Origin of the sequence: Pseudomonas sp. RIT-PI-S (assembly GCF_025642975.1) — a bacterium.
Classification (GTDB): Bacteria; Pseudomonadota; Gammaproteobacteria; order Pseudomonadales; family Pseudomonadaceae; genus Aquipseudomonas.
This window is the reverse complement of sequence record NZ_JANZKJ010000011.1, coordinates 1-21,883: the sequence shown is the minus strand read 5'-3', so window position 1 is coordinate 21,883 and position 21,883 is coordinate 1. Positions and strand designations below refer to the sequence as shown.

Genomic DNA, 21,883 nt, shown 5'->3' with positions numbered 1-21,883 from the left:
GTATCTATTCGAGAGGTATTCATGCTTAAACCCATCCTTCTGGTGGAAGATAATCCCGGCGACCTGGAGCTGACCCTGCTCGCCTTGGAAAGAAGCCAGCTGGCCAATGAAGTGATCGTTCACCGGGACGGCGCCGAAGCGTTGGAATACCTGTTCCGCCGGGGCGTGCACGCCAGCCGGCCGGAAGGCAACCCGGCGGTGCTGCTGCTTGACCTCAAGCTGCCCAAGGTCGACGGCCTCGAAGTGCTCAAGGCGGTACGCACCAGCGAAGAGCTGCGCAGCATCCCCATTGTGATGCTTACATCCTCGCGTGAAGAGCCGGATCTACAGCGCGCCTATGCGCTAGGGGTGAACGCCTACGTGGTAAAGCCGGTCGAATTCAAGGAATTCGTGGCCGCGATCTCCGACCTCGGGATCTTCTGGGCGGTGCTCAATGAGCCTCCACCCGGTTCGCTGCGGCTGCAACGGCGCCCTAACAACTGACCTATCGCCTTACCCGTCGAGATACCTTGCCCGTGCCCACCCTTGCGCCACTGAAGCTGTTACTGATCGAAGACAGTAATCGCGACGTCGAACTCACGCTCTTTGCCCTGGAGCGTAGCGGCCTGCAGCTCGATCCCCACCTGGCGCACCACCATGCTGAGGTGGCGGCCATGCTGGAGGCGCACAGCTTCGATCTCATCCTGAGCGACGTGGTGCTGCCGGGCTCGTCGGGCGAGCAAGTGCTGGGCATCGCTCGGGAAAAGGCGCCGCAAACGCCGTTCATCTTCATCTCCGGCGTGTTCGGTGAAGAGCACGCGGTCAAGATGATGCGCCAAGGCGCGACAGACTACGTGCTCAAGCAAAGCCTGCCCTTGCTGCCCGCCGCCGTGAAGCGAGCGATGGCCGAGGTGCATGAGCGGCGCCAGCGTGAACTGGCCGAGCTTAACCTGCACGAGGCGGAATCCCGCGCGCGCATCGCGATCGAAGCGGCGCGCATGGGCACCTGGGAACTCAACCTGGTCAGTGGCGTGCTGAGTTGGGACGAACGCATGCGGGTGATGTACGAACTGCCCGCCGATGCCCCGGTAGACCTGGACCTGTTCTATTCGAGCATCCACCCCCAGGACCTTCCCCTGGTTCGCCAGCGGGTGGAGGCCGCCCTGGCGGACGAGCACGACCACTCCTACCAGGTGGACTACCGCGTGCGCTTGCCCAGTGGTACCGAGCGCTGGTTCTCCAGCAGCGGGCGCTCGAGCGTGCTCGGCGGCCGCTGCGTTCGCTTCAGCGGTGTTCTGCAAGACATCACCACGAAAAAAGAAGCGACCGAGTCCCTCGAACGGCTCAATGACTTGCTCGGCGATCGCGTACAGAAGCGCACCCGCGAGCGGGACCGCACCTGGGAGCTGTCCCGGGAACTGCTTGCAGTGCTGCATTTCGACATGCAGCCCGCGGCGCTGAACCCGGCCTGGGAAACTACCTTGGGCTGGCCTCGGGCGGCGCTGTCGCAAATGGGCCTGTGGGGGCTGGTGCACGCCGATGACCTGGCGGCGACCACCCGCGAAGTGGAGAACGTCGCCGAAGGCATCGTTTCCAGCCGCTTCGTCAACCGCATGCGCCACGCCGACGGCGGCTATCGCTGGCTGTCCTGGACCATCGTTCCGGACGAAGGAATGATGTACGCCGTGGCGCGGGACATCACCAGCGAGCGCGCGGTGCTCGATGAGCTGGCGGCGACCAACGAGCGGCTGCGCGAGCAGATCCGCGAGCGCGAACGCATCGAGGCAGCGCTGCAGCAGATGCAGCGGCTCGAAGCGGTAGGCCAGTTGACTGCCGGCGTGGCCCATGACTTCAACAACCTGCTCACGGTCATCCTCGCCAGCGCCAACTTCCTGATCCGTGACCTGGCCCGAGGCAATCACACCCGCTTCGACAGCCGGCTGCACAGTATCCAGGAGGCGGCGGAGCGCGGCGCCCGGCTGACCAGCCAGTTGCTCGCCTTCTCGCGCCGGCAGCGCCTGGAGCCTGCGGCGGTGAGCCTCAACGACACTGTGTCTGGAATGCTCGACCTGTTGCAGCGCACCCTCGGTGGCAGCATCTGGATCGAAACCGAGAAAGACCCGGCCCTGTGGAATGCCCTGGTCGACGCTACCCAGACGGAAATGATCATTCTCAACCTGGCGATCAATGCCCGCGATGCCATGCCCAACGGCGGCACTCTGCGCCTGGTGACTGCCAACGAAACGGTCACCGCCCGCCCCAGCCGCCCGGAAGACCCCGAGCCTGGGGACTACGTTGTGCTGACCATTCGCGATTCAGGCAGCGGCATGGCGGCCGAGGTGCTGGCCAAAGCCTTCGAGCCGTTCTTCACCACCAAGGATGTGGGCAAGGGCTCTGGCCTAGGCCTGGCCCAGGTCTTCGGCTTCGCCAAGCAGTCCGGTGGCGGGGTAGCCATCGAAACGGTGGTGGGCGAGGGTACGGCGGTCAAGGTGTACCTGCCTGGGGTACGCACGCCGAGCCTGACGCTGACCGAGGCAGGCCCCACCGAGGCGTTGTTGCCTCCAGATGGCCTGCGCCACCGGATCTTGCTGGTCGACGATGACCCTAACGTACGGCAGGTAACCGCCTTGTTGCTCGACGCCCTGGGGTTTGCCGTGGTGGAAGCCGATGGCGCCGCGCAGGCGCTGGAGCGCCTCGATGATGAGGTGGATCTGCTGCTGACCGACTACGCCATGCCCGGCGCGACCGGCGCCGAACTGGTGCAGGAGGCCCGTCGGCGGTACCCCCGCTTGCCCGTGGTGTTCATCACCGGTTACGCCGAAGTGGGCGGCCTGGACGATGGCCAGTACCTGATCGTGCAGAAGCCGTTCCGCGAAGAGGAGCTGATCCAGAAGATCCGTCTGGCGCTGGCGGCGCCGGCGCCGGTCAGCCTACCTGAGTGAACCAAAGGCTCCCGCGGGCGGTCCTTTCTTTATACCGACCGAAACCCAGGTAATAGGGGGAGCCCCACATGGAACACAAAGCGGGACACGAAGATTGGGTAGGGACTGACCACTCGCCCAAGGAACATAAAGAAACGCTGGGCAATGGCGCGGTTATCCATGTCATCGTCCGGCAGCTCGCGGCGGAGAAATACGAAGCCGACATGACAGTATTGGACGGCAATGGCGCCGCGCTGTATCACGCTGTCAAAACCCGCGACAAGGATCCAGGGCCTGCGTCGGAGGTGCTCAAATTCGCGGTCGACGAAGCCAAGCGACATGCCGCCGGCCATCGTGGCGCGCCCCTGGACAATCATCACCAGAAAACCCCCATCTGAGGGTTGCCGGCTACCCCTGGCAGCGCAGCTGCGCCCGAGAGGCGCAGCACCCTTCGAAGGCCGACCGCGCTAACGCGGTCGGCCAGCTTCGCTGCTAGGGCGATTCACGCTTTCTTCGCCACGCTCACCGCGTCGCAATGTTTTGCGATGCAGGCACCGGTCCTCCTCCCAGCGCTTTGTAGATCGCCACTATCCCGTGATAGAGGTCCACTTCTCCCTGCGCCTGGGCATCCTCGGCGGCCAGGCGTTCGCGTTCGGCATCCAGCAATACCAGATAATCCGAGCTGCCTTCGCGGTAGCGAACTCGCGCCAGGTCGGCTGCCGTGCGGCTGGCCTCGCTTTGCCGAATCAGCGACACCAGCCGTTGCTGGCGACGGGCGTAGTCGCTGAAGGCGTTTTCAGACTCCTCGAGGGCCAGCAGCACCTGCTGCTCGTAGGTCGCCAGGGCGCCTTCGGCGTCCGCGTTGGCGCCACGAATGCGCGCCCGCACGCTGCCCAGGTCAAACGCTGCCCAATTGATGCTCGGCCCCAGGCTCCACGCCTGAGCGGCGGCCGAGCCGATCTGCGACCCCCGCCCGGCGGTAAAGCCGAGGAACCCGCTCAGGCTGACCCGTGGAAACAAGTCGGCCGTCGCCACGCCGACGTTTGCGGTCGCTGCCGCCAATTGGCGTTCGGCGGCCTGGATATCCGGCCGACGGCGCAGCAGCTCGCCGGGGTCACCGATCGGCAGTGCCTTGGCAATGGCGGGCAGTGGCCGAGGGGACAGGTCCACGCTCAGCGCCTCAGGCCGTTGCCCCAACAGGGTCGCGATACGGTGCCGGGCCCGCGCCTGTTCGGCTTGCAGCACCGGGATGCTCGCTTCAACCCCGGCCAGCCGGCCATCGGCGCGCACCACGTCGAACGCATCGCCCACGCCCAGCTCGTTCAACTGCGCGGTGATCCCCCGCGAGGCCTGCTGGTTGGCGAGGTTGTCGCGGGCGATACGCTCGCGCAGTTGCGCCCCACGCAGTTGGCCGTACGCGTCCACCAGGTCGGCGATCATGCTCACCTGCAAGGATTGCAGCTGCGCCGCGGCGGCGCCTGCCTGAGCGTCGCTGGCTTCAAGCTGGCGCTGGATGCGGCCGAACAGGTCCACTTCCCAGGCCATGTCCAGGCCCAGGTCGTAGCGTTCAAGGTTGACCCGGTGGTCGGTCTGCCCAGGCACCTGGGCGCGGCCAACTTCACTGCTGGCACGGCTGGTCACCACGGGCAGGTCATCGTTGGCCACGTCGTCGCGGATGGCCCGGGCCGATTTCACCCGGGCGAAGGCCACGCGCAGATCGCGGTTACCTTCGAGGGCCTGCTGCACCAGCTGGTTGAGGGCGGGGTCATCGAACTGCTGCCACCATAGGCTTTCGAAGCGCGACCTGTCGTACTTGGCATTGCCTTGGTCCTGGGCCTCGGCCAGGGCCGCGGGCGCCGGTTGGGGGGCGTGGTAATCCGGGCCCACCACGCAGCCGGCCAAGGCCAGGGTCAGCAGCGCCGGGGCGAAACGAAGCAGGGCGGTCATGGCTGCACCTCCAGCTGTGCAGGGTTGTGCGGCGCGGCGCGGGCTGCCTGGCGGCGCTCCACGAAGCGGCGGATCAGGAAGAAGAACACCGGGGTCAACAGCAGGCCGAAGAAGGTCACCCCAAGCATGCCGGAGAACACCGCCACGCCCATGGCATGGCGCATTTCCGCACCCGCGCCGGTAGAGGTCACCAGCGGTACCACGCCCATGATGAACGCGAAGGACGTCATCAGGATCGGCCGCAACCGCAAGCGACAGGCTTCGAGCACCGCGGCGAGCGGGTCCAGGCCTTCCTGCTGTTTGTCCTTGGCGAACTCAACGATCAGGATGGCGTTCTTGCACGCCAGGCCCACCAGTACGATCAAACCGATCTGGGTGAAGATGTTGTTGTCGCTGCCGGCAATGATCACCCCGGCAACGGCCGACAGCAGCGTCATCGGCACGATCAGGATCACTGCCAACGGCAGGCTCCAGCTCTCGTATTGCGCAGCCAGCACCAGGAAGGCCAGCAGCACGCACAGCGGGAACACGAACAGCGCGGTATTGCCCGAAAGGATCTGCTGGTACGTCAGCTCGGTCCATTCGTAGGTCATGCCGTTGGGTAGCTCGTCGTGCAGCAGTTTCTCCATCGCCGCCTGGGCTTGCCCAGAGCTATAGCCCGGCGCGGCGGCACCGTTGATTTCCGCGGTGACGAAGCCGTTGTAGTGCATCACCCGGTCCGGCCCAGAGGTGTCCTGGACCTTGATCAAGGTCGCCAGCGGGATCATCTCGCCGCGGTCGTTACGCACCTTCAACTGGCCAATCTGATCGGCATCGAGGCGGAAGCGTTGGTCAGCCTGCACGTTCACTTGGTAGGTGCGGCCGAAGCGGTTGAAGTCGTTGGCATACAGCGAGCCCAGGTACACCTGCAGGGTGTCGAAGATGTCGCTGATCGCCACGCCATGGGTCTTGGCCTTGTCACGGTCGATGTTGGCGTCCACCTGCGGCACGTTCACCGTGTAACTGGTGAAGAGCGCGGCCAGTTCGGGCACGCTGCGGCTTTTGGCGATGACGTTCTGGGTTTCCTTGTACAGCTCGTCGTAGCCCAGGTTGCCCCGGTCTTCGATCTGCACCCGGAAGCCGCCGATGGTCCCCAGCCCCTGCACGGGTGGTGGCGGGAAGATGGCGATATAGGCGTCCTGGATGCTGCTGAACTTGCCGTTGAGCGCGCCAGCGATGGCCCCCGCGGCTTCGCTGGGGTCGGTACGCTCGTCGAACGGCTTGAGGGTCACGAACACGATGCCGCTGTTGGGGCTGTTGGTGAAGCCGTTGATGGACAGGCCCGGGAAGGCCACGGAGCTGTCGACGCCGGGTTGCTTGAGGGCGATGTCCGACATCCGCCGGATCACGTCTTCTGTGCGGTCCAGGCTGGCCGCGTCGGGCAGCTGGGCGAAGGCCACCAGGTACTGTTTGTCTTGCTGGGGCACGAAGCCGGTGGGGGTGTTGGCGAAGCCGAAGTACGTCAGCGCGATGAACCCTGCATACACCACCAGCGCGATACCACTGAAGCGGATGACCCGGCGCACCGTGCCGACGTAGCCGTGGCTGGCCTTCTCGAACACCCGGTTGAACGGGCGGAACAACCAGCCGCCGAACAGCCGGTCGAGGATCCGTGAGAAGCGGTCCTTGGGCGCATCGTGCCCCTTGAGCAGCACGGCGGCCAAGGCTGGGGACAGGGTCAGCGAGTTGAACGCCGAGATCACCGTGGAAATGGCGATGGTCAGGGCGAATTGCTTGTAGAACTGCCCGGTAAGGCCGGAAATGAACGCTGCCGGCACGAACACCGCGCACAGCACCAAGGCGGTTGCGATGATCGGCCCGGTCACTTCGGCCATGGCGCGCTGGGTGGCAGCCATCGGCTCGAGGCCCAGCTCGATGTTGCGCTCCACGTTCTCCACCACCACGATGGCGTCGTCCACCACGATGCCGATCGCCAGCACCAGGCCGAACAGCGACAGCGCGTTGAGCGAGAAGCCGAACATGTGCATCACCGCGAAGGTGCCGATCAGCGACACCGGCACCGCGGCCAGGGGGATGATCGAGGCGCGCCAGGTTTGCAGGAACAGCACCACCACCAGCACCACCAGGATCAAGGCCTCGAACAGCGTGTGCACGACCGCCTCGATGGAGCCGCGGACGAAGATCGTCGGGTCATAGACGATGCTGTAGTCCATCCCTTCGGGGAAGTCCTTCTTGAGCTCGTCCATGCGCGCATGCACTTCGTTGGAGATGTCGATGGCGTTGGAGCCGGGGCGCTGGAAGATCGGGATCGCCACGGCGGGCTGGTTGTTGAGCAGCGAGCGCAGGGCGTATTGGTTCGAGCCCAGTTCGATCCGGGCTATGTCACGCAGGCGGGTGATCTGCCCATCGGAACCTGCGCGGATGATGATGTTCTCGAACTCTTCCTCAGTGACCAGCCGGCCCTGGGTGTTGATCGACAGCTGGAAGCTGCTGGCGCTCGGCGCTGGCGGCGCGCCCAACTGGCCAGCGGCGACCTGGCGGTTCTGTTCGCGGATGGCATTCACCACATCGGTGGCCGTGAGGTTGCGCGAGGCGGTCTTGTTCGGGTCCAGCCATACCCGCAAGGAATAGTCGCCCATGCCGAACAGCTGCACGTCGCCCACGCCGTTCAGGCGCGCCAGCTCATCCTTGATGTTGAGCACGGCGTAGTTGGACAGGTACAGCATGTCGTAGCGCTGGTCGGGGGAGGTGAGGTGCACCACCATGGTCAGGTCGGGGGAGGCCTTGTCCACGGTGATCCCGATGCGCGTGACCTCTTCGGGCAGCTTGGGCTCAGTGCGGGTGACGCGGTTTTGCACCTGCACCTGGGCGGTGTCCAGGTTGGTACCGAGGGCGAAGGTGATGGTCAGGGTGAGCTTGCCGTCCGCCGTGGCCTGGGAGGACATGTACAGCATGTTCTCCACGCCGGTGATCGCTTGCTCCAGCGGCGAGGCAACGGTTTCGCCGATCACCTTGGGGTTGGCGCCGGGGAAGTTGGCGCGCACCACCACGGTCGGCGGTACTACTTCGGGGTATTCGCTGATCGGCAGCTGGAACAGCGAGATGGCGCCGCCGATCAGGATCAGCAGCGACAGCACAGCGGCGAAAATCGGCCGCTTGATAAAGAACCGGGAAAAATTCATGACGCTGATCCTTTAGCCGCGTGGGGTAGCGGTGCTTGCCAGCTTCTGCTGGGTAGGCGTGGCGGGCGGGTTACTGGCTTCGAGTGCCTGGCGCTGGCTCGCCAACGCGGCAAGGGTTTCGGGGCTGGCCATGGGCACGGCTTGCGGGTCCACGGTGGAACCCGGGCGTACCCGTTGCAGGCCGTTGACCACGATGCGGTCGTCCTTGGCCAGGCCGTTGCGCACGATGCGCAGGCCTTCGATCTTCGGCCCCAGCTCTACATTGCGATACGTGGCCTTGTTGTCCTTGTCCATCACCAGCACGAACTTCTTGCCCAGGTCCGTGCCCACGGCCTCGTCCTTGATCAGCACGGCGTTGTAAACGCCACTACCCACCAGCTTGAGCCGCGCATACAGCCCCGGGGTGTATTCGCCGTTGCGGTTGTCGAACACCGCGCGGCCGCGGATGGTGCCGGTCTGCGGGTTCACCTGGTTATCGAGGAAGTTGAGCTGACCCTGGTGGCTGTTGCCGTCTTCGTTGGAAAGCCCCATGTATACCGGGGCTGCGGCGCCCACACGGCCTTCTCGAGTGAGCTGGCTGTATTTGAGGAACGCGCGCTCGTCGGCATCGAAGTAGGCGTACACCTTGTCGGTGGACACCACGCTGGTGAGCAGGCTGCTGTCGGCGGTCACCAGGTTGCCGGCGGTGATCTCGGCACGGCCCACACGCCCGCTGATGGGGGACACCACTCGGGTGAAGCTCAGGTTCAGGCGGGCCAGGTCCAGCTGCGCCTGGATCGCCGCCACGCCGGCCCTGGCAGCCTGGGCGGCGCTGTTGCGCGAATCGGCCAGCTCGGCCGAAATGGCATTGGCGCTGCGCAGGCGTTCGCCGCGGTTGGCTTCGCTATCACTGTTGGTGGCGTTGGCCCGGGCTTGTTGCAGCTGCGCCTCGAGGCGATGGACCTCGGCCTGGAAGGGGCGGGGGTCGATCTGGAACAGCAGATCGCCTTTTTTCACCAGGGCACCTTCGCTGAAGGCCACCTGGTCGATCTGCCCAGACACGCGAGGGCGGATCTGCACGGTTTCTGGCGCTTCCAGGCGCCCGGTGAATTCGTCCCATTCGTTGACCGGCTGCTCCAGCACCTGGGCAACGTTGACCTTCGGCGCTTGCGGCGCCTGGGCGGTCGCTGGGGGTTTGCCGCACGCGGCGAGCACGGCGAGCGCCAGCACGGCAATGGGGTAATGCAAGGGTTTGAGTGACTGTTCCATAGTTGGCCCGCCCATTTATTGATCTGGAATAGACGGATTCTGGCGACGCGCGCGACCATCGACGAATCGAATGGTTCGAAGGTAACTATCAGTGCCAGTGATTCGAGGCGATCGGTCCCTTCGGGCATCTGCTGGAATCGGCGCCAGCCTGAGGGCCCCTGGCTTCATCTGTTAGCGGACCTTGCCCACTCCCCGGGTGGCCATGTTCGCCATGAGTCCCTGGGCGTGCCCCTACGAACCGGGCTGCGCCGCCATCTCCAGCGCCCAGTCCATGAACATACGCACCGCTGGCAGGCGCTCGCGGCCGGGCAGGCAACTGAGCCGATAGGTGGCGGCGGGCAGGCGCAGGTGGGGCAGGTAGGGGCGCAGCAACCCCTTGCTCACGCTGTCGGCCACCAGCACGTCGCTGGCGAGCACCAGGCCGTGGCCGGAAATGGCCGCGAGCAGCCCGTGCTGCTCGTCTGCGTACACGCGCCGACCCGGGCGTGCCAGCCAGTGTTGGTGGTTGGCCAGTGCGCACCACTGCGGCCAGTCTGGGGTGCCCGGTATGCTCTTGGCCCAAGGCATGTCGATCAACACCGGGGCTTGTGCCACCGACGGCGACCAGCCATGGGGCGTGTAGACGCCAAAATGCTCTTCGAGCAGCGAGATCTGGTACAGGTCTGGCTCGGCCCTGAAGGTCGCGCGCACGGCCAGGTGCACCGAGGCATCGCGGGCCAGGTCCACCAGCTCCTCGCCAGTTTCCACCCGCACGTTCAGGTGAGGGCAGCGGGCATAGAAGTCCGCCAGGCGGGGGATCAGCCACAGGCTGGCGAAGGCCGGCGTGGTGTTGATCACCAGCGTGTTGGTCGCTTCATCGGGCAGCAGCGGCGCCACCGCCGCGTTCAGCCCGAGGAACGCCTGATGCAGGCCCGCCTGCAAGCGCTTGCCCGCGTCGCTCAGGCGTACGCCCTGGCCGGTGCGCTCGAACAGCAAGGCGCCGAGCCATTGCTCCAGTGCCTTGACCTGATGGGAAATGGCGGCGGGGGTGACCCCCAGTTCTTCGCCGGCGGCGGCGAAGCTGCCAAGCCGGGCGGCGGATTCGAAACCACGCAGGGCGGTAAGGGGAAGCTGGGCGAACACTGGCGTTAGCCTCGTTTGGGGTGGGCCAAATCTACTTTGTTGCGCCCAGGCGCTCAACCATCGATGCTCGCTGCGTCGTTGAAGGAGCTCTCCACATGCAAGGCGTATCACGCAAGATCGTTCAGGCCGTGCTCTATGAAGCCGGTGCGCTGGTGTTCGTAGCGCCAGCCCTGGCTTTGGCATTCGACCAGGGCATGGGCCACTCCACCGCGTTGTCGGTGCTGATCAGCGCTATCGCACTGGGTTGGAACGTCATATTCAACCACGGCTTCGAGGCATTCGAACGGCGCCGCGGCTGGCGCGAGCGAACCCCAGGCAGGCGCTTGTTGCATGCGATCGGCTTCGAGGGCGGTCTGACCGCGATACTCACCCCGGTCATGGCCCAGGGCCTTGGCGTAACCCCCGCCGTCGCCTTCGTTACCAACCTGGGGCTGTTCGCGTTTTTCTTCATTTATGCCTACGGCTTTCAATGGGCCTTCGACAAAGCCTTCGGCCTGCCTCGGCAGAGCCCTGTGGCGGTGCGCAGTTGTCCTACGGCAGATTGACCTAAGGCCTACCACTGCGTAGGCTTGCCCGTTCGAGGTGCTCCCAAGGCCAAGGCCTGTGCGGAGTGAAAAGGGAATGCGGTTACAAGCCGCGGCTGCCCCCGCAACTGTGAACGGTAAAGCCTGGTCGATGCCACTGCGCGCTGCGCGGGAAGGCGCCGGGCCGCTGCTGGCTAACCCCACGGCGCCGTGAGCCAGGAGACCTGCCTCGTTCGAATTCTTTCTTTCAACCGGGCGGGGTGATCCGGTGCGAACATGCCCGCAGGCGTGCCTGTGGCGCCTGCTTGCCTGCCCGCCACAGTGCCAGGGGCACCCGATGAAAACGCTCAGCAAGCTTCCCGTCACCATCGTCACCGGCTTCCTTGGCTCCGGCAAAACCACTCTGCTGCGGCACATTCTCGATAACGCCGAGGGCCGCCGAATCGCCGTGATCGTCAATGAGTTCGGCGAGCTGGGCATCGACGGCGACCTGCTCAAGCAATGCAGCATCGGCTGCAGCGAAGAAGAAGCGGCCGGCCGTGTGTTCGAGCTGGCCAACGGCTGCCTCTGCTGCACGGTGCAGGAAGAGTTCTTCCCGGTGATGCGCGAGCTGGTGGCCCGCCGAGACACCCTGGACCACATCCTCATCGAAACCAGCGGCCTGGCCCTGCCCAAGCCTCTGGTTCAGGCCTTCCAGTGGCCAGAGATCCGCAACGCCTGCACCGTGGACGCGGTGATCACCGTGGTGGACAGCCCGGCGGTCGCTGCCGGTACCTTCGCCGCGTTCCCGGATCAGGTCGATGCGCAGCGCCGGCAGGACCCGAACCTGGACCACGAATCGCCGCTGCACGAGTTGTTCGAAGACCAGTTGGCCAGCGCCGACCTGGTGGTGTTGAACAAAGTCGACCTGATCGACGCTGCTGGCCTGGAGCGGGTGCGCGCCGAGGTCAGCGAAGAGTTGCCAGCCGCGGTCAAGGTGATCGAGGCCAGCGCTGGCAAGCTGCCGCTGGCCGTGCTGCTGGGCCTGGGCGCCGAATCCGAGGCGCACATCGACGGCCGCCCGACTCATCACGACCAGCACCACGACGGCGAAGAAGCCGACCACGATCACGACGCTTTCGACTCGATCTGGGTGCAACTGCCCGAAGCGCCAGAGGCGGCTCTGCTCAGCGCCCTGGAAGGCGTGGTGCAGCGCCATGGCGTGCTGCGGGTGAAGGGCTTCGCCGCTATTCCCGGCAAGCCCATGCGCCTGCTGGTGCAAGGGGTGGGCAGCCGTTTCGACCGCCACTTCGACCGCCCCTGGGGCGCGGGCGAGGAGCGTGTGAGCCGCCTGGTGCTGATCGGCCAGGCGCTGGACGAAGCCGCCTTGCGTGAAGAATTGAACCACGCGCTGCGCGGCTGACCGGTGCACCTGCTACGCACCCAGCCCGGCGGCTTCGTACCGGACGACAACATTGCCGACCTGGGGCAAAGCCCGGCCGAGCTGATCATCCTGTGCAGTGGCGATTCGCACCTGGCACTGCTTGCCGAGGCCGCGAACGGGCTGCCGGAGGATTACCCCAGCCTGCGCCTGGCCAACCCGATGCAGGTACAGAACCACGCTTCGGTGGACCTCTACGTGGACCAGGTGCTGCGCCATGCCAAGCTGATCGTGCTGTCGCTGCACGGTGGCGTGGGTTACTGGCGCTATGGGGTGGAACAGCTGGTTCGGTTGGCCGAGCAGGGGGTGCGCCTGGTGCTGGTGCCGGGTGACGACCGCCCCGATCCGGAACTGGCAGCGCTGGGCACCGAGGCACCGGCCATGGCGGCCAACGTGTGGCAGTACCTGCGCCAGGGCGGGCTGGATAACGCCCGCTCGCTGTATGCCTACCTGGCCGCTGAAGCCTTCCCGGCTGCGCTGACGTCGCCCTTGCCCTGGCAGCCGCCCGCGGCGCTACCCAGGGTCAGCCTGTATCACCCGCAACACGGCACCGCCCGGCTCGATCAATGGCAGGCCGATTGGCAGCCGGGAGCGCCGGTGGTGCCGCTGGTGTTTTACCGGTCCCACCTGCAGGCGGCCAACACCGCTTTCGTCGATACCTTCTGCCAGGCACTCAGCGCCGCCGGGCTCAACCCGCTGCCCGTGGCTGTCGCCAGCCTCAAGGAAGCCCCTTGCCTGGCGCAGCTGGAAGCGTGGATGGAGCAGACGGAAACGGCGTTGGTCATCAACACCACAGGCTTTGCCCTGGCCAGCCCGGATGCGCCCAGGCAGCGCCCGCTGAGCCGAGACGTGCCGGTGATCCAGGCGATCTGCGCCCAGGATAACCAGCCCACCTGGGAGGCCAGCGCGCAAGGGCTGGGCCCACGCGACCTGGCCATGCATGTGGCGTTGCCGGAGCTGGACGGGCGGATCATCAGCCGCGCGGTCAGCTTCAAGAGCCTGGCCTGGCGCAGCGAGCGCAGCCAGAGCGATGTAGTGTGCTATGCCGCCCATCCCGAGCGCATGGCGTTCGTGGCCCAGCTGGCGTGCAACTGGATCGCCCTGGCACGCACCCCGGCCGGGCACAAGCGGATCGCCCTGATCCTGGCCAACTACCCCACCCGCGACGGCCGTATCGGCAACGGGGTAGGGCTGGACACCCCGGCGGCGGCGTTGAACATCCTCCATGCCATGGCGGCAGAGGGTTACCCGGTAGGCGACTTGCCACAGAGCGGCACCGCGTTGATCCAGGCGCTGCTCGGGGGCGTCAGCAACGATCTCGACCACCTCGACGCCCGGCCCTGCGCCCAGAGCCTCGGGCTGGATGCCTATACCGAAGCGTTCCAGGCGTTGCCGCTGGCGTGCCAGCACGCGGTGATCGAACGCTGGGGGCCGCCGCAAGCGGACCCGATGCACCGCGCCGGGCGCTTGATGATCGCCGGCCTGCGCTTGGGCGAAACCTTCGTGGGCATTCAACCGGCGCGTGGCTATCAACTGGACCCCAGCGCCGTTTACCACGACCCAGACCTGGTGCCTCCGCACGGCTACCTGGCGTTCTATTTCTGGCTGCGCCTGCACTACGGCGCGCATGCGCTGATCCATGTAGGCAAGCACGGTAACCTGGAATGGCTGCCGGGCAAGGGCGTAGGGCTGTCCGCCAGTTGCTGGCCGGATGCGCTTCTCGGCCCGCTGCCCAACATTTACCCCTTTATCGTCAATGACCCTGGGGAAGGCGCCCAGGCGAAACGGCGCACCCAGGCGGTGATCATCGACCACCTGATGCCGCCGCTTACCCGAGCGGAGAGCTACGGGCCGCTGCGCGACCTGGAGCGGCTGGCGGACGAGTACTACGACGCTCAGTTGCTTGACCGCCGCCGCGCGCTGGAGCTGCAAGGGGAAATCCTTGGCTTGGTGCGCGCCACCGAGCTGGACCGCGAGCTGGGCTTGGGCGACGCCGCGCTGGGCGATGCGGACACTTGGCTGCCGCGGCTGGACACCTACCTGTGCGACCTGAAAGAGTCGCAGATCCGTGATGGCTTGCATGTGTTTGGCGAGTCGCCGGCGGGGCGGTTGCGCATCGACACGCTGGCAGCCCTGCTGCGGGTGCCCCGGGGCGCGGGCAAGGGCGGCGACGCCAGCTTGCCGCGAGCGCTCGCCACGGCGCTGAAGCTGGGCTTCGATCCGCTCGATTGCGTGTTCGGCGACCCTTGGCAGGGGCCGCGGCCGGCCCTGCTCGCCGCCCTGGACCCAAGCCCGTGGCGCACCCACGGCGATACCCGGGAGCGGCTGGAACTGCTCGGCAACCTGGTCATTGCAGGCGCGCTGGACGGCACGTGGCAGTGCCCCGCACCCCAGGAGTGGGAGGGCGTGCGGGCTATCCTGCAAAGCCTGACCCTGCAGGTTGCGCCGACACTGGATGCCTGCGGCCCAGCGGAAACCGCCAACTTGCTCGCCGCCCTGGAGGGCCGTTTCGTTCCGCCTGGCCCCAGTGGCGCGCCAAGCCGTGGCCGGTTGGACGTGCTGCCTACGGGGCGCAACTTCTATAGCGTGGACGTGCGCAACCTGCCCACGCCCACGGCTTGGCGGCTGGGGTTCGCTTCAGCCAACCTGGTGCTCGAGCGCCACTTGCAGGACCACGGCGACCACCTGCGCCACTTGGGCCTGTCGGTATGGGGCACGGCCACCATGCGCACCGGTGGCGACGATATCGCCCAAGCCATGGCCCTGCTTGGCGTGCGCCCCGTGTGGGCCACGGGCAGCCAGCGGGTGGACGATTTCGAGATCCTGCCCCTGAGCCTGCTTGACCGGCCCCGGGTGGACGTCACCCTGCGGGTGTCCGGGTTCTTCCGTGATGCGTTCGGCAACTTGATCCGGCTGTTCGACGCCGCCGTTCAAGCGGTCGCAGAACTGGACGAGCCAGCTGAAATGAACCCGCTGGCCGCGCGAGTGCGGGCCGAGCAGGCACAGTTGGAGGCCGGCGGCGCCAGCCGCGAAGAGGCTCGGCGCCAGGCCGGCTGGCGGATCTTCGGCGCCAAGCCCGGCGCCTATGGGGCGGGCGTGCAAGGCGTGGTGGAGTCTCGGCAATGGGCCGAGCGGAGCGACCTCGCCGAGGCCTACCTGAACCATTCGGGCTATGCCTATGGCGGCAGCGACGAGGGCGCCCCGGCCCGCGCCGAGCTGGCGCGGCGGCTGGGGCAGGTCGAGGCAGTGCTGCAGAACCAGGACAACCACGAACACGACCTGCTCGATTCCAACGACTACTACCAGTTCCAGGGCGGCATGCTGGCGGCGGTGCGGCAACAGAGCGGTCGTGAGGCGGCGAGCTATCACGGCGACCACAGCCAGGCCGACGTACCGCGCATTCGCACCCTCAAAGAGGCACTCAATCGGGTGGTGCGCGCCCGCGCGGCCAACCCGAAATGGATCGAAGGGGCTCGCCGCCATGGCTACAAGGGCGCCTTCGAGATGGCGGCGACCCTGGACAACCTGTTTGGCTTCGACGCGGCCACCGGGCTGATCGACGATCACCAATATGCGTTGCTCGCCGATGCTTACCTGCTCGACGCGCAGAATCGCGAGTTCCTTCGCCAGCACAATCCCCATGCCTTGCGCGATATGGCCGAGCGCCTGCTGGAGGCCCAGCAGCGGGGCCTCTGGCAGCAGCCTGGCGCCTACCGGCAGGCGCTTGAAGACCTGCTGCTCGACAGCGAAGAAGAGGGCTGACATGTCGTTTCATTATCCGCTGGCTGCGGTCGTTGGCGCCGACCGGCTCAAGTTGGCCCTATGCCTGGCGGCGATCGACCCGAAAATCGGTGGCGTGCTGATCGAAGGCCCCCGGGGCATGGCCAAGAGCACCCTGGCGCGGGGCCTGGCCGATCTGCTTGAAGGTGCGCCCTTCGTGACCCTGCCGCTGGGCGCTAGTGAAGACCGCGTTGCCGGCACCCTGGACCTCGACGCCGCCCTCGGCCAGGGCCAGGTCCGGTTCTCGCCAGGCGTGCTGGCCAAGGCCGATGGTGGGGTGCTGTACGTGGACGAAGTGAACCTGCTGCCGGACCCCTTGGTGGACCTGCTCCTGGACGTCGCCGCCAGTGGCGTTAACCGGGTGGAGCGTGACGGTATTTCCCATGAGCATCCGTCGCGTTTCGTGCTGATCGGCACGATGAACCCAGAGGAAGGTGAGCTACGGCCGCAATTGCTCGACCGCTTCGGCCTCAATGTGGCGCTGGAGCAGCGCCCGGCCCCTGAAGAACGCCAGGCCATCATCCGCCGCCGCTTGATGTTCGACGCCGAGCCCGGCGCTTTCTGCGCGCAATGGCAGGCCGAACAAGCTGCGTTGAGCGAGCGCTGCCGGCACGCTCGGGACCGTTTGACCCAGGTTCCGCTGGACGACCAGGCACTGCAAAGCATCAGCCAGGCCTGCCACCAGGCGGGCGTCGACGGCTTGCGCGCGGACCTGGTCTGGCTGCGTGCGGCGCGCGCGCATGCGGCTTGGCGCGGGGCGGCTCGGATCAGCCCAGAAGACATCGACAGCGTGGCTGATTTCGCCTTGCGGCACCGGCGCCAAACGCCGCCGCAGCCTACGCCGCCTGGCCAGCAAGCAACGCCGCCGCAAGTTGGGGAAAGTGTTCGGAGTAGCGGTAACTGGGGCCAACTGCCCGCGCAACCGGTGCCGACTGGCCCGCGAACGGGCTTGCCGAGCTGGCCAAAAAAGCCCTGAGCCCTCACCCGCAACGGGCGGGGGCGAAACGAACGCAACTGCTGGCGCGCCAGCGCAACGGCGCGGGCGCCAGTGGCAGCGGTAAGCGAATAGCCTGGGTGGCCACGCTGGCCAAGGGGCGGCCGCGCAGCCGCGCTGCCCTGCAGTGGCATCAGGGCCTGGCGCCGGTAACGCCGCTATGGTTGGTGCTGGTCGATGCCTCGGCCTCCACCCGACGCAACGGCTCGCTGGCTCGGGCGAAAGGTTTTTTACAAGCATTGTTCGATCAGGCCTACCGCCAACGCGCCCGCCTGGCATTACTGACCGCCAGCGGCACCGGGGCGCAATGGCAGCGCCACGGGCTCAAGGCTTCGGCTGCATTGACGCCCTGGCTCGATGGACTGGGCGCGGGCGGCGGCACGCCTTTGCTTGAGGCGCTGGAGGAGGCGCGTGGCTGGCTGGCCCGGCAACGCCGCTCGCGGCCTGGGCAAGCACAGCGCTGTGTAGTGGTGACCGATGGCCGGCTCAAATCCTTGCAGGGGTTGCACGCCCTGGGATGCGAGACCCTGCTGCTGGACATCGAGCTGGGTAGCGTCCGCCTGGGTAAAGGCAGGCAATTGGCGCAGGCGCTGGCGGCGGACTATCAGCACCTCGAGGGCTTGCCGGAGCGTTGACAGAGGCTTGCGCCTAGGTTGAGCGCGCCAATGCTTGTGGGGGCGGGCAAAGCCCGCGAACCCCGGATCTCAGTGCGCGAACACCGGCATGGTCCATGGCTGCAGGCTATAGCCATGACGCGACAGGCCAGCGCGCACTTCTTCGAGGGCAGTGGCCAGCTTTTGCGGGTCCGAGTAAGCGCTCAGCGGCAACTGAGCGCGGCACAGGCTGTGGCTGGTGTGGTCGTCTATCACGGTGAGGCTAAGCGCGCCGTCACCGTCTTGCTGCGTCCAGGCGACGCAGTGGAAGGGTTCGAAAGCGTGGCCGGCGATCAGAAGGGCTTCGTTGACACGCAGCGTTGCGTCCATGAGTTTTTGCTCTCTTAAGGCTTGGCTTGACAAGCGCCGCGTCAAATGGAGGCGGCAGTTAGGATACTGATGCCTTGACGCGACCGGCGAGTCACAACCGCTACAACTATTTCTCAACGCTTTGGATAGAAGGCGGCCCACACTCACTGCCCGTAAGAGCATCTGGGCGAAGGGAAATTCCCCTCGGCCGACGATCGGCCTCTGTTTTCTGCGTTGTGCCTAAGCCCCGAAAAACCTGGAAATAGCCGCTTCTGCCTGGGCTTGACGTTCCGCCCAGCCGCCGCCGACCACGACGTAGTGCTGCCCTTTGTCTTCGAGCCATTCGCAGCAGGCAGTAAAAAATGCGCGACGATCGGTCGCATCCGGCTGGCAGCGTTGGCCATCAGCCACCCAGGGCACGCCGTCCGGTTCCAGCAGCAGGTGAAGGTCGTAGCGGCGGTGCAGCAGCGCTTCGTTGAGCCAGGCTGGGCTGCTGCCAAAGAGCACGTCGCTCCATAGGATGTTGCTCAGCAAGTGAGTATCGAGCCATAGCCACTCTGGATCGAGCGCCCGCGCGCAATCTTCTCGCGCCAACTGCCCCCGGGCGATGGCGGGGATATCGGCAAGGGTGGTGTCGCGCTGCTGTTCGTCAATGAAGTCACGTACGTACTCGCCACACAGCAGGCCGCCGTGCAGGCGTTGCAGATGAACGGCGAGCGCGCTCTTGCCGACCGACTCCGGCCCGGTGAGTACTACCACCTTCATGAGAGGCTCCTTCGTGAAAATGTTGACATATTAACCCGCAGCCTCGATATCGCGCCCTACCGCGCTGGCGTTGCCCTTGAGCTTCGGTCAGAATCGCCCCGCCGGAGGTGGATGCAAAAAAAAACGCTCGGCGCTTCAATCACTTCCGACGCATCACCAAAGTGGACCGAAACACATATTAGAAGGCCGTCATCGAACGGCCTCGCGGGGGGAATTGAATGGACATGTGGACGGCCGCTTCGGCTATCGTCCTGGGCATCGTCGAGGGGCTCACCGAGTTCCTACCGATCTCCAGTACAGGTCACCAGATCATCGTGGCAGACCTGCTGCGGTTCGGCGGCGAACGGGCGATGGCCTTCAATATCATTATCCAGTTGGGCGCGATCCTCGCCGTAGTGTGGGCTTTCAAGGGTAAGATCCTCACCGTGGTGAGCGGCCTTGGCACCCAACCGAGCGCACGGCGCTTTACCGCCAACCTGGTGATCGCCTTTCTGCCAGCGGTGGTGCTGGGCGTGCTGTTTTCCGATGCGATCCATCAGTACCTGTTCAACCCTGTGACTGTCGCGGTGGCGCTGATCCTTGGTGGTTTGGTGATGCTCTGGGTGGAGAAACGCGAGCATACGGTGCGCATCCACGAGGTCGACGATATGCACTGGACCGACGCCCTCAAAATTGGCTGCGCCCAGTGCCTGGCGATGATTCCAGGGACCTCGCGCTCCGGCTCGACCATCATCGGCGGCTTGCTGTTCGGCCTGTCGCGCACCGCGGCGACGGAGTTCTCGTTCTTTCTCGCGATGCCCACCATGGTGGGTGCGGCCGTGTACTCCGGTTACAAGTACCGGCATCTGTTCCAGCCGTCCGATTTACCGGTGTTCGCCTTGGGCTTCGTAGTCTCCTTCCTATTCGCGATGCTCGCAGTGCAGGGCTTGCTCAAGTTCATTGCCCACCATAGCTATGCGGTGTTCGCCTGGTATCGGGTGGCCTTTGGCCTGCTGATTCTGTTGAGCTGGCAGTTTCATTGGATTGATTGGTCGACCGCCCAGGGCTGAGGAATTGCGCTGAACCTCCGCCGTGGGCGCCAGTCGATATGCGCTGATGCCCCCCAGGTAACCGAGCGTTATGGCTCGACTACGCCGCAGCTGGCCCGACTTGTGCTTCTACGAGCGTGCCCCCGGTACCTGGCCGGGCGCAAGGCAAAGGGCGCTGCCTGCAAGCGCGCTCGCGGTAGGGTCTGAGGGCGTAGGCATGAAGCGTCTTTGTGCATGTTTGGGTGTGCTGGTGGTACTGAGCCTGTTTTCGGTGCAAATCGAAGCTGCGCCGCATGCCCATTGGGGCGTGGGCTTTCACCGCCTGACTTTCCTCGATCCCCTCGACAACAAGCCCATGCATGCGTACGCGTTCTACCCGTCCGCGGAGGCGGGGCACACCTCGCGGGTGGAGGGTTACCAGGTTGCCGCCACAGAGGAAGCGCCCATCGCCATGGGTCGCTTCCCGATGCTCATGCTTTCCCACGGCAACACCGGAACGCCCCTGGCCTTGCATGACCTGATCACCTCGATCACGCAAAAGGGCTTCGTGGTAGTCGCGGTGCTCCACCCGGGCGATAACTACCTGGACCAGAGCCGCCTGGGTACCCTCAGCAACCTGTATGGCCGGCCGCTGCAAATCTCTGCCGCCATCACCGCCGCGCTCAGCGAGCCGATGCTGTCGCCCTTCGTCAACGCCGCCGAGGTGGGGGTGATCGGCTACTCCGCTGGAGGCGAAACCGCGCTGATATTGTCTGGCGCGCAGCCCGACCTTTCTCGCCTGAAGACCTACTGCATCGAAAGGCCGCATGACATGGACGCCTGCCGGCTGCACGGCGAGCTGGTGGCCGACCGCAGCGACCTCTCGGCCAAGGCAGACCCGCGGGTGCACGCATTGTTGCTGATGGCCCCGCTGAGCCTGATGTTCGGTCGCCATGCCTTGTCGACAGTGCATGTGCCCACCTTGATTTACGCCGGCGACAACGACCAACTGGTCGCGGTCGACAAAAACGCCGAGGCGCTCGCGCGCAAACTGCCGTTGAAGGCGCGCTACCACGCGCTCGCCGGGGCCGGGCACTTCGTCTTCATGGCGCCATGCACCGCGGAGCAGGAACGAGAGCTACCAGCGTTGTGCAAGGATGCCGACGGCGTGGACCGCGCCGGTATCCATCGCAACATGATCGATGAGGCCGGCCGCTTCTTTGTTCAATCCCTGGCGCGGCCGAGCCGGGCCGGTTGGCAGACCGCCGACCAGTAGCCAATGGCCGTCAGCGGGCTGCGCCCTCACGGGACAACCAACCGATGAGGGCCAACCCGACCACCGACAGCCCGGCGGCGCACAGGAAGATCGCCGCGTAGCCGGCGTTGGCAGCCAGCGCCCCCATGATGGGGCCCGCAAGCGCCAGGGCGATATCGAAGAACACGGCGAAGGCGCCCAGGCCCGACCCACGGCTGGCCGGCGGCACCTGCTCGATGGCCAGAACGCCCAGCGCCGGGTACACCAGCGACAAGCCAAAGCCCGCCAGGCTGGCGCCAATCAGCGCGAACACCGGGGATGGCGCCAGCCAAAGGCATAGAAAGCCTACGGTTTCCACGCTGAGGCAGGCAAAGGCCACGGTGAACCCGCCGTAATGGTTGATCGCGTTGATGAACAGCAGACGGGACACGATGAAGCACGCACCGAACGCGGTCAGGCAGAACGCGGCGCCCGCCCAGCCTTGTTCCAGGTAATACAGGGTGATGAAGGTGGTCAGCGTGCCGTAGCCAATCGACGCCAGGCACAGGCCAAGGCCATAAGGCGCCACTCGGCCGAACGCCGACCAGAACGGCAGGCGTTCACCCCGCAGCACCGGCACTGAGGGGCGCTTGCGCAGCATCAACAGCGCGAACGCCGCCAGCGCGAACAACGCTACGCCCAGCGAGTGGAAGCCCAGGTCAGCCGTCATCACCACCCCCAGGGGGGCGCCCACCGCAATGGCCCCGTACGAGGCAATGCCGTTCCAGGAAATCACCT

General features: G+C 65.9%; 17 protein-coding genes and 1 riboswitch. Of the genes, 10 read left to right on the top strand and 7 right to left on the bottom strand.

The window, feature by feature from the left end; all coding sequences use genetic code 11:
- Window positions 1-21 precede the first annotated feature (21 nt).
- The 3 genes from OGL93_RS15640 to OGL93_RS15630 all read left to right on the top strand — a co-directional run bounded on the left by OGL93_RS15640 (window position 22) and on the right by OGL93_RS15630 (window position 3,298).
- The gene (locus tag OGL93_RS15640) at window positions 22-483 is read left to right on the top strand and encodes a response regulator (RefSeq protein ID WP_263263725.1); all 462 of its coding nucleotides are present in this window, start codon (window positions 22-24) and stop codon (window positions 481-483) included.
- A gap of 32 nt (window positions 484-515) precedes the next feature.
- The gene (locus OGL93_RS15635; RefSeq protein ID WP_263263848.1) at window positions 516-2,921 is read left to right on the top strand and encodes a response regulator; all 2,406 of its coding nucleotides are present in this window, start codon (window positions 516-518) and stop codon (window positions 2,919-2,921) included.
- Window positions 2,922-2,989: 68 nt separating this feature from the next.
- The gene (locus OGL93_RS15630; RefSeq protein ID WP_263263724.1) at window positions 2,990-3,298 is read left to right on the top strand and encodes a hypothetical protein; all 309 of its coding nucleotides are present in this window, start codon (window positions 2,990-2,992) and stop codon (window positions 3,296-3,298) included.
- A 124-nt stretch (window positions 3,299-3,422) separates the two neighbouring features.
- Here OGL93_RS15630 and OGL93_RS15625 read toward each other — a convergent pair whose 3' ends face one another.
- From OGL93_RS15625 to OGL93_RS15610, 4 genes are all read right to left on the bottom strand, one after another.
- On the bottom strand, window positions 3,423-4,847 hold the full coding sequence (locus tag OGL93_RS15625; RefSeq protein WP_263263723.1) for a TolC family protein: 1,425 nt from the start codon (window positions 4,845-4,847) through the stop codon (window positions 3,423-3,425).
- Window positions 4,844-8,029 (bottom strand): efflux RND transporter permease subunit, encoded by a 3,186-nt coding sequence (locus OGL93_RS15620; RefSeq protein WP_263263722.1) that lies wholly within the window; start codon window positions 8,027-8,029, stop codon window positions 4,844-4,846. Before OGL93_RS15620 ends, OGL93_RS15625 begins: the two co-directional genes overlap by 4 nt.
- Window positions 8,030-8,041: 12 nt before the next feature.
- On the bottom strand, window positions 8,042-9,277 hold the full coding sequence (gene mexE, locus OGL93_RS15615) for a multidrug efflux RND transporter periplasmic adaptor subunit MexE (RefSeq protein ID WP_263263721.1): 1,236 nt from the start codon (window positions 9,275-9,277) through the stop codon (window positions 8,042-8,044).
- A gap of 231 nt (window positions 9,278-9,508) precedes the next feature.
- Window positions 9,509-10,399, bottom strand: coding sequence for a LysR substrate-binding domain-containing protein (locus tag OGL93_RS15610; RefSeq protein ID WP_263263720.1), 891 nt, complete (start codon window positions 10,397-10,399; stop codon window positions 9,509-9,511).
- Window positions 10,400-10,494: 95 nt separating this feature from the next.
- Between OGL93_RS15610 and OGL93_RS15605 the strand changes: the two genes are divergently transcribed.
- The 5 genes from OGL93_RS15605 to OGL93_RS15585 all read left to right on the top strand — a co-directional run bounded on the left by OGL93_RS15605 (window position 10,495) and on the right by OGL93_RS15585 (window position 17,752).
- Window positions 10,495-10,944 carry a PACE efflux transporter gene (locus OGL93_RS15605; protein ID WP_263263719.1) on the top strand — a complete coding sequence of 150 codons (450 nt, stop codon included), beginning with the start codon at window positions 10,495-10,497 and terminating at the stop codon, window positions 10,942-10,944.
- Between the two features lie 18 nt (window positions 10,945-10,962).
- Window positions 10,963-11,170: riboswitch (cobalamin riboswitch) on the top strand.
- A 90-nt stretch (window positions 11,171-11,260) separates the two neighbouring features.
- Window positions 11,261-12,325, top strand: a complete 1,065-nt coding sequence (gene cobW / locus OGL93_RS15600; RefSeq protein WP_263263718.1) for a cobalamin biosynthesis protein CobW — start codon at window positions 11,261-11,263, stop codon at window positions 12,323-12,325.
- A gap of 3 nt (window positions 12,326-12,328) precedes the next feature.
- A complete protein-coding gene (gene cobN, locus OGL93_RS15595; RefSeq protein WP_263263717.1) occupies window positions 12,329-16,105 on the top strand; it encodes a cobaltochelatase subunit CobN in 3,777 nt (1,258 codons plus the stop codon).
- 1 nt (window position 16,106) lies between these two features.
- Complete coding sequence (locus OGL93_RS15590; protein ID WP_263263716.1) at window positions 16,107-17,099, top strand: AAA family ATPase; 993 nt, start codon at window positions 16,107-16,109, stop codon at window positions 17,097-17,099.
- Window positions 17,100-17,140: 41 nt separating this feature from the next.
- Window positions 17,141-17,752 (top strand): VWA domain-containing protein, encoded by a 612-nt coding sequence (locus OGL93_RS15585; protein ID WP_263263847.1) that lies wholly within the window; start codon window positions 17,141-17,143, stop codon window positions 17,750-17,752.
- A gap of 69 nt (window positions 17,753-17,821) precedes the next feature.
- Here the strand turns inward: OGL93_RS15585 and OGL93_RS15580 are convergent, their stop codons facing one another.
- Both OGL93_RS15580 and OGL93_RS15575 read right to left on the bottom strand, forming a co-directional pair.
- Window positions 17,822-18,100: a hypothetical protein gene (locus tag OGL93_RS15580; protein WP_263263715.1), complete on the bottom strand. Its 279-nt coding sequence runs from the start codon at window positions 18,098-18,100 to the stop codon at window positions 17,822-17,824.
- Window positions 18,101-18,319: 219 nt separating this feature from the next.
- Complete coding sequence (locus OGL93_RS15575) at window positions 18,320-18,844, bottom strand: AAA family ATPase (protein ID WP_263263714.1); 525 nt, start codon at window positions 18,842-18,844, stop codon at window positions 18,320-18,322.
- Between the two features lie 218 nt (window positions 18,845-19,062).
- Between OGL93_RS15575 and OGL93_RS15570 the strand changes: the two genes are divergently transcribed.
- Window positions 19,063-19,893 (top strand): undecaprenyl-diphosphate phosphatase, encoded by an 831-nt coding sequence (locus OGL93_RS15570; protein WP_263263713.1) that lies wholly within the window; start codon window positions 19,063-19,065, stop codon window positions 19,891-19,893.
- Window positions 19,894-20,089: 196 nt separating this feature from the next.
- Window positions 20,090-21,127, top strand: coding sequence for a dienelactone hydrolase (locus tag OGL93_RS15565; RefSeq protein ID WP_263263712.1), 1,038 nt, complete (start codon window positions 20,090-20,092; stop codon window positions 21,125-21,127).
- Window positions 21,128-21,137: 10 nt separating this feature from the next.
- Here OGL93_RS15565 and OGL93_RS15560 read toward each other — a convergent pair.
- On the bottom strand, window positions 21,138-21,883 hold a 746-nt coding region (locus OGL93_RS15560), incomplete at its 5' end, for an MFS transporter (RefSeq protein ID WP_263263711.1).